Below are 7631 nucleotides of genomic sequence, written 5' to 3'. Positions count from 1 at the left end.
CACCACCGTAGTGCTTAGTTAATACTGCTGAGATAGCAGCTGTTAAAGTAGTTTTACCGTGGTCAACGTGACCGATAGTACCAACGTTAACGTGCGGTTTCGAACGTTCAAATTTTTCTTTAGCCACTTTCAAATACCTCGAGGCAAGGGTGTTAATAATAATTTAAAAGATAGCGAGATAGGTCTTTAGACTGGTGCTGATAGGCAGATTTGAACTGCCGACCTCACCCTTACCAAGGGTGCGCTCTACCAACTGAGCTATATCAGCACTAATGCACTAAGATTGGAGCGGGTGGCGGGAATCGAACCCGCATCATCAGCTTGGAAGGCTGAGGTAATAGCCATTATACGACACCCGCGAAATTATCAGGCTATTTATAAAAAATGGTGGAGGGAGGTGGATTCGAACCACCGAAGGCGGAGCCGTCAGATTTACAGTCTGATCCCTTTGGCCACTCGGGAACCCCTCCAGTATTCTTATTCTCTTAGAGAGAATTAATGGTGCCGACTGCCGGAGTCGAACTGGCGACCTACTGATTACAAGTCAGTTGCTCTACCAACTGAGCTAAGTCGGCACTACATTAAGTGGAGCGCATTCTATTGCAATGTGCAGAGGCTTGCAATAGCAAAGTTTAAAATTCTACACAAAATAATCTGTTTGATGTTTTTTTAAACGCAATGACTGCCAACTTGTCGTTTTTACTAGCAATAACGCGACAAGCCGTAAAACACAAGTTGTGGTATCAAAGCGTGTTCACGGTCTAGCAACTGAGAAACAATACTCCCGTTACCACCAGTAAGGATCACCTGCTCAACCTGATGCCCTTTCTTTTCTATTGTGCTCTCTGCTTGTTCGACAAGTCCGACAGTAGCGGCCATTGCAGCTGCATTGATATTGTCGTTTGTATTCGTACCCAAAGACAATGCCTGAATACTGCTTCTCTGACCATGGACATCAACTGCCTTAGCTGTCACCGCATCTAACATCATATCAATGCCCGGTAATATCCAACCGCCATGATGCACTCCTGACTTATCAAGGTAATCAACAGTCGTGGCTGTACCTACATCGACAATTAAACAGGCTTGCTGAGGAAACAATTGGTAGCAAGCTAACAACGTTAACCATCGGTCAACACCAAGTTGTCTGGGGTTGTCATAACCACTAATAACACCAAACCGCTCAGCTTCAGATAACGCCAACGTAAACGGGATGTTGCAGCTATCACACCATTCATTCACCAGCTCATTAAGCGCTTTATTTCCAACGTTCGCCATCACAACTGATTGCACATGAGCGAATCGACGTTTCAGCCATGCGGGGTTAATAGCGTCTGATGCTATTGTCTCTATTTCAGACAAGGTTTGTTGTTCAAACAAGCAATACTTTGCACGCGTGTTGCCCACATCTATCAGCAAATTCATGTTGCTGGCCTCAGGCTAACTTCCCCACCGTATACCGTTTTGACCACACCGTCTTTTTCAAACAATAGCGCCCCCTGTTCGTCGACTCCTCGGCAAACCCCCAACTGAGACTTATCACCAGTAATCAGTTGAATAGGCTGGTCTAAAAATAAATCGTGTTTATGCCAAAATGGTAAAAGCGCTTTCAGGCCTGTCTGCTCGAATTGTGCAAGGCGCAAAGACAAACAAGCAATCAACGATGCAATGAGCTTATTCCGTTTGATAGGCGTCGATACGTGTTGCGTCAAATCTGTCCAAGGTTGATCTATAGTTGTTGCTGTTTGCGCTGGCATTTGAATATTAAGGCCAATTCCAATAACGCTATGACAATCACCAATAGCTTGCCCTTCTAAATCAATCAAAATCCCAGCGATTTTTTTTCCTTCGATATATATATCATTTGGCCATTTAAGTTGTGCGGTGACACCGAATAACTGTTCGATAGTCTCAGCTATGACCACAGCAGTTAGAAGACTCAGTCCCATAGCTGCCGCCATACCTTTTTCCAATTTATGATAATAGGAAAGATACAAGTGCGAACCAAAAGGCGACTGCCATTGCCTGCCTCGCCGACCCCGACCTGCACTTTGATATTCAGCAACAACCGCTTGGCCAGTCTCAATATAACTTGGCAGCTTTCTGATCAAGTAGTCATTGGTCGAGTCAATAACCGTATGCACTTCCACTTGATTGCTCTGACCTAACGCACTGAGCGTTTGATGGATGATTTCGCGATCGAGTAACTCAAGTGGCTGAGCAAGCTGGTAGCCTTTGCCACGTACCTTGAAGATATCGAGCCCCATTTTTGATAAAGCAGTAACTTGTTTTGAAATGGCCGCACGAGATACACCAAGATCATCAGCAATATCCTGACCAGAAACAAATTTTCCGCTGGCCAAAGCTTGTATCAATTTTTCACGAATGGGTTTAGACATATTGACTACAGGGTCGTTTCACCATGGGCACCGATGAGCCTGACTTCCGGCTCAAGAGTGACATTAAATTTTTGCTGTACCGTTTTAATCACGAGTCTTGCAAGTTCTGCGATATCTGCACCGCGTTGACTATCAAAGTTAACTAACACTAAGGCTTGTTTATCATGAACACCAACACCGCCTTGTTTATATCCCTTTAGACCTGCGTGTTCAATTAACCAACCCGCAGCGAGTTTAACCTTACCATCACTTTGCGGGTAGCTGACGATATCAGGAAAGTTTACCTGTAACTCACGATAAACCTCAGAGCTTATGATAGGGTTTTTAAAAAAGCTACCCGCGTTAGGTAACGTCTTGGGGTTAGGTAGCTTACTGTTACGAACTTCAATAACCTGTTCCATGACTTCTCTAGCGCTTGCGCCTGAAGATAAATGATCTAACCCCCTGTATTTTAAACAGGGTTGCCATGCCTTAGGTAAAGACAGCGTTACACCCGTAATAACGCCCTTATTTTTCAGCTCGTTCTTAAAGACGCTATTGCGGTATGCAAATTTGCAGTCCTTATTAGGTAGTACTTTGACCTTTTTCTCAACGAAATCAAACCACTCAACCGATAAGCAATATTGACTTAACTCGACGCCATAGGCGCCAATGTTTTGAACGGGTGCAGCTCCAACGCTGCCTGGGATAAGCGCTAAATTTTCCAATCCCGCCATTCCCTGTTCAACTGTGTACTTCACAAGACTGTGCCAATTCTCCCCTGCGCCTACATCAAGGACATAACAGTCATCATGCACACTCACTTTTATCCCTTTAAGCAGCGGCCTAATCAGGGTGGGCGCCTCGCTATCCACAAACAGGGTATTGCTGCCCTCTCCTAGAATATAAAAATGCTCAGGTAAAGTGTCTAACGCGTGTAATTCCTCTACGGAGTTAAGCGTAATAATATCGTCGGCTTTGGCTTCGATAGCGAAGGAGTTGAGTTCAAGGGTGGAAAACTGTGACAAAACAAAAAGCTTTTATAGGAAGTATGGGGCTATTCTACTGAATGCCAAGCAGAAGGGAAACAGAGTGAACGCGCTATGCTTGTTTTCGCACAGGTAACTTGATGATATTTGCTTTGTCGTTGTAGTACTTGTTTTGGTAGCGAGATGTATCAATGCTCTCACTTTTGTTAATCACAATGCCATCAATTGGCGCTTTGGCCTGACGGAGCATGCGAATACCAGAGGTAATTTGCTCACGTTTTGTTTTCGTACCATGCACAACGTACAGAACGCTCTCAACTAAACGTGAAATAATAACGGCATCACTTACCGCATTAACCGGTGGTGTTTCAATGATAATGCGGTCATAAAAATTACCAAACACTTTGATCAGCATATCAAACCGTTTCATTGACAAGAAAGCTTGTGGGTTTGCAGGTGAGATGCCTGACGTAAGAATATCAAGTTTGACGTTTTTGTCGCGAACAATACATTCGTTTATTTGGTGGGTCTTAGCCAGCAAATTAGACAAACCAGGACGGAATGGATCCAAACTCAAGTTCTTCGCTACCGTCGGATTACGCATGTCGCCTTCAATCAGTAACACTTTTTCCATTTCGCTAAAAGAACGAGCCAAATGCAGGGCGACTGTTGACTTACCTTCATTCGGAACAGAAGAAGTGACAGCAATAACTTTAGGAGGCTTCTTGTCATTGTTAAATAACAAGGCAGTTCTTAGCGTACGTACCGACTCAATAAATCGGCCATCTGCAAAGTACTTATCTTCATCTTTATTGGTTGGTTTCGCTTTAAACTTAGGAAGAACAGCTAGAACCGGTGCCTCATGGAAGTTTTCTAACTTACGACGAGAATTAAGCGTATCCACTAATAATTCGCGCATAATGATGTACATCGATATCGCAATAAAAGACAAAATGAATGCCGCGACTACAGATAGCGTTTTGCGCGGAGAAAAAGGCCCTTTCGGGACGATTGCTTTGTCTAAGAAACGTACATAGAACGTAGCGGTGTAATTGCCCATCGCATCCGTTTCTTTGAGCTTCACAAGATAGTTATTATAAAGCTCTTTGTTTGTTTCTACTTCGCGACTCAATTGTGAGAATTTATTCTTGAGACGGCTTAAACGAACAAAATCTGTTTTTGCTATGGCCAGGCGCTCCTGTGTAGCAGAAACTTTTTCGATAGCTGTACGATATTCCTTTTCAAGAGATGCGACGCGATCAGTCACCTGTTTATTCACGCTTTCCTGCATGGTATCAAGTTTTGCTTGGGCCGCCATACGCTTCGGATGCTTAGGACCATAGCGACGAGATAACTCAGATATCTCACGTTCCAAATTTTCTTTCGCTACTTTTAACTGTGCATAGGGATAGTAGCTATCAATCTCTTTTAGGTCGGTAAGTCTCTGAATGTCACCTTTATATTGCTGAATAAAATTATAAGTGACTTTCAAATCATCTCGCTCTTTTTCAGCACGAATTGCTTCCGATGTTAAGGCGTTGATTTGATCCCCAGCGATACTGGAAATACCATTAATATCAACCAATCCCTCAGATTCTCGAAAGTTCTGCAAGGCTAATTCTGACGACTCTAGTTTTTTACCTAACTCTTCAAGTTGGTCTACTAACCATTCTGAGGTGTTTTCCTTTGTAGAGCTATGCACTTCATCTTGGTACTGCAAATAGGTTTGACCAACCTGGTTAGCAACTTTAGCGGCAAGCTCAGGGTAGTATGATTTGAAAGTAATACGGACGAGCTCAGTCGAACTAATAGGGGAAATACTTAAGCGCGCTCTAAATTTACCCACTACCCCGGCGAACGTAGATGGTGGTAGATCGGGTTTATCTGCAAAAAAGGCAACTTTGTCATTATACTTGCCAACTCTAAATTCTGGATGCTCTACAAGGTTCAATTGCGAAACAACCCGTTCGGCAAATTTGCGTGACCGCAATATTTCGAATTGCGTTTGAATAAGCTCTTCGGTAGCTACCGTATCATTAAAAGCATCATTGATAGAAAGACGAGTAGAGCCAACATTGCTGCCTATTTGGAGAATGGCGCTACTTTGGTAAATTGGTTTTAGTAAACTCATATAGAAAGCAACAGCAGTCGTCACAATTAACGTGCACGCAATAATCTGCCAACGACGATTCCACAAAGGGCTTAACAGCTCCTTCAGGGTCACATCTTCTTCAGCAAAATTAATGTTAGCTGCGTTGTTACTTTCTAAGTTGTTCAAAAGAAACTCTGCTCAATCTCAATTATATCATCAGGCATTACATAGCTGGTGATATTGGCTTTAACTACAACGGTCTTACCGTCGACGACTCTAGTTATATTCCATTTAGACTTTGATGCTCTGGGAGACAATCCACCTGCCAAAGCTATCGCTTTGTCTAATGTTAAATCGTCCTGATAAGGGTAGCTGCCTGGTTTCTTTACTTCACCATGAATGAAAAAAGGCCTGTAGACAACAATAGAGACGGACACTTGGGGATTAACTAAATAATCACCTCTCAAACCATCCGTGATAATTTTCTCTACATCCGCCGTTCTTAATCCGACCACTTGGATATCACTTAAGAATGGAAATGACACCAAGCCAGATTTATCAATCTTAACTTCAGTTCGTAAATCAGGTTCGTCATAGACAGTAATTAATATTCTGTCTCCTGGCCCCAATAGATAAGCTTCGACCGAGGCGAATGCGGAATTATACACCAAAAATAAACTGGCAATCAAAAATTGTACAATTTTTCTACGGTAACTCATCAGAATCTAAAAGTTGCCCCTACACTAAATCTATTTTGCTCGTATGAAAATGCTTCAAAATCACTGTCATTTTCTTCGTAGCCATAACTTACATTAAAAGTAACACGCGGATGCCACCAATAACTAAAACGTGTCGTAATAGCTAACTCTTCCTCTTCTCGAGACGTACCATTAAATTGCACGTCTGTCGTTTCAATCTTCGTTATAAAGTCAAATGCCGTAAATTCTGTAAACTCATAATTAAATAATAGTAGATGTAAGTCAGCAATGGCGAAATCCGACGCGACTTCTGAATTATTTTCAGTCTGTCTTTTACTACTGATTGATAATCGGATTTGTTCAGATGGCTCCCATGTATAAATAAAACGCCATTTAGTTTGGTCCAATTTCAATTTAGATTCAGTTAACTCTATCTCTTGATAACCAACTAGCGCTTCGAATTTACTTGCTAAAGATGCTTCCCATTTCGCACCGACCATAAAACCAAGCTCAGTTCTTTCAAGATCGGAAGCATTATCGTAAGTAAAATCGTAATAAGTGAATGTAGAGGTAAAGTACGTTTTACCGGTATATAAGTAATCAAAATCACCAATGGCAAACACAGTATCAAAATTAAATCTATCCGTGATTTCGGCATTTGTTTGATATTCGAGTTTATTAGCGCCAAGTAATAAGTTGATATGGCTTACACCACCTGGACGACCACGTTGATACCCAACATTAACTAATGTTTCTTGAATCGTATTACCTGTATCGACAACATCAGCTAAACCTTTAGACAAGCCAGAGCCTCGATATTCATAACTTTCGTCAAAGGTGAAAGAAGCAAGTAATCTATGCTCACCACCTAATCGATAAAAATACTTTCCTAATACGTGGTACTCGTTATGGTCATCATCAGAGAAATCGGCAAACTGATTTCGCTTAATATCGATAAAACTTTGAAATAAGTGGTTGTCCTGATGCACTTGAACAAACGCTTTTGGGTTCAACGAATAAGCGATTGTAGATTCTTTATCATCTGGCGAAAATTCGAAGTTATCAATGTGTTCAACACTGGTATCAACTTCAGCAATAAACATATTGCCTTCGAAGAACTTAAGATCAAAATTCGAGTAATTTCGAATCAACTCAATTTCTTGCTGAATAGCTTGGGCAGTTTCTTGTGCGGCTACAGGTAATGTAAGCGCGGGAAGGATAAGGGGAAGATATTTAAATCGCATAACAAACCACTTTTTGTTTTCCATTATGCGTTAAGTTTATGACAAAAATAAAGAAGTCTATTCGAATTAGCGTGAGTTAACTTCGTACATTTTCCTGAAGGCCAGACGTAAAAAAGCCCGCTCAATGAGCGGGCTCTTCGTAATAAGTGCCTAGCAATGACCTACTCTCACATGGGACCTCCCACACTACCATCGGCGCAGTTACATTTCACTTCTGAGTTCGGCATGGG

Annotated in this window: 7 protein-coding genes, 4 tRNA genes and 1 rRNA gene; all 12 read right to left on the bottom strand. The window is 42.0% G+C overall.

The genetic code is table 11. From position 1 onward, the window contains the following. On the bottom strand, positions 1-127 hold a 127-nt coding region (locus tag ACFSJY_RS13540; RefSeq protein WP_386035195.1), incomplete at its 3' end, for a GTP-binding protein. 65 nt (positions 128-192) lie between these two features. Next, positions 193-268, bottom strand: a tRNA-Thr gene (locus ACFSJY_RS13535). 16 nt (positions 269-284) lie between these two features. Then, positions 285-359: transfer RNA gene (locus ACFSJY_RS13530), tRNA-Gly, on the bottom strand. A 26-nt stretch (positions 360-385) separates the two neighbouring features. Further along, a tRNA-Tyr gene (locus tag ACFSJY_RS13525) sits at positions 386-470 on the bottom strand. 29 nt (positions 471-499) lie between these two features. Next, positions 500-575: transfer RNA gene (locus ACFSJY_RS13520), tRNA-Thr, on the bottom strand. Between the two features lie 127 nt (positions 576-702). Beyond that, the gene (locus ACFSJY_RS13515; RefSeq protein WP_386035193.1) at positions 703-1425 is read right to left on the bottom strand and encodes a type III pantothenate kinase; all 723 of its coding nucleotides are present in this window, start codon (positions 1423-1425) and stop codon (positions 703-705) included. Beyond that, on the bottom strand, positions 1422-2399 hold the full coding sequence (birA, locus tag ACFSJY_RS13510) for a bifunctional biotin--[acetyl-CoA-carboxylase] ligase/biotin operon repressor BirA (protein ID WP_386035191.1): 978 nt from the start codon (positions 2397-2399) through the stop codon (positions 1422-1424). The genes ACFSJY_RS13515 and birA overlap by 4 nt, the downstream gene beginning before the upstream one ends. A gap of 5 nt (positions 2400-2404) precedes the next feature. Then, positions 2405-3406, bottom strand: a complete 1002-nt coding sequence (gene murB, locus ACFSJY_RS13505) for a UDP-N-acetylmuramate dehydrogenase (RefSeq protein ID WP_386035189.1) — start codon at positions 3404-3406, stop codon at positions 2405-2407. A 73-nt stretch (positions 3407-3479) separates the two neighbouring features. Next, a complete protein-coding gene (locus ACFSJY_RS13500; RefSeq protein WP_386035187.1) occupies positions 3480-5645 on the bottom strand; it encodes a GumC family protein in 2166 nt (721 codons plus the stop codon). Continuing rightward, positions 5642-6178 carry a polysaccharide biosynthesis/export family protein gene (locus tag ACFSJY_RS13495; protein ID WP_386035185.1) on the bottom strand — a complete coding sequence of 179 codons (537 nt, stop codon included), beginning with the start codon at positions 6176-6178 and terminating at the stop codon, positions 5642-5644. The genes ACFSJY_RS13500 and ACFSJY_RS13495 overlap by 4 nt, the downstream gene beginning before the upstream one ends. After that, entirely contained in the window at positions 6178-7401 is a 1224-nt protein-coding gene (locus ACFSJY_RS13490; RefSeq protein ID WP_386035183.1) for an outer membrane beta-barrel protein, read from the bottom strand. The genes ACFSJY_RS13495 and ACFSJY_RS13490 overlap by 1 nt, the downstream gene beginning before the upstream one ends. A 148-nt stretch (positions 7402-7549) precedes the next feature. After that, positions 7550-7631 (bottom strand): 5S ribosomal RNA (gene rrf, locus ACFSJY_RS19345); the annotation flags it as partial.

This window comes from Thalassotalea euphylliae, from assembly GCF_042682785.1.
Taxonomy (GTDB): domain Bacteria; phylum Pseudomonadota; class Gammaproteobacteria; order Enterobacterales; family Alteromonadaceae; genus Thalassotalea_F; species Thalassotalea_F euphylliae.
This window is presented reverse-complemented; position numbering and strand designations above follow the sequence as displayed.

Coding starts and splice junctions, on each gene's coding strand:
- ACFSJY_RS13515 (WP_386035193.1), bottom strand. CDS start 1,425: ATGAATTTGCTGATAGATGTGGGCAACACGCGTGCAAAGTATTGCTTG.
- birA (WP_386035191.1), bottom strand. CDS start 2,399: ATGTCTAAACCCATTCGTGAAAAATTGATACAAGCTTTGGCCAGCGGA.
- ACFSJY_RS13495 (WP_386035185.1), bottom strand. CDS start 6,178: ATGAGTTACCGTAGAAAAATTGTACAATTTTTGATTGCCAGTTTATTT.
- ACFSJY_RS13490 (WP_386035183.1), bottom strand. CDS start 7,401: ATGCGATTTAAATATCTTCCCCTTATCCTTCCCGCGCTTACATTACCT.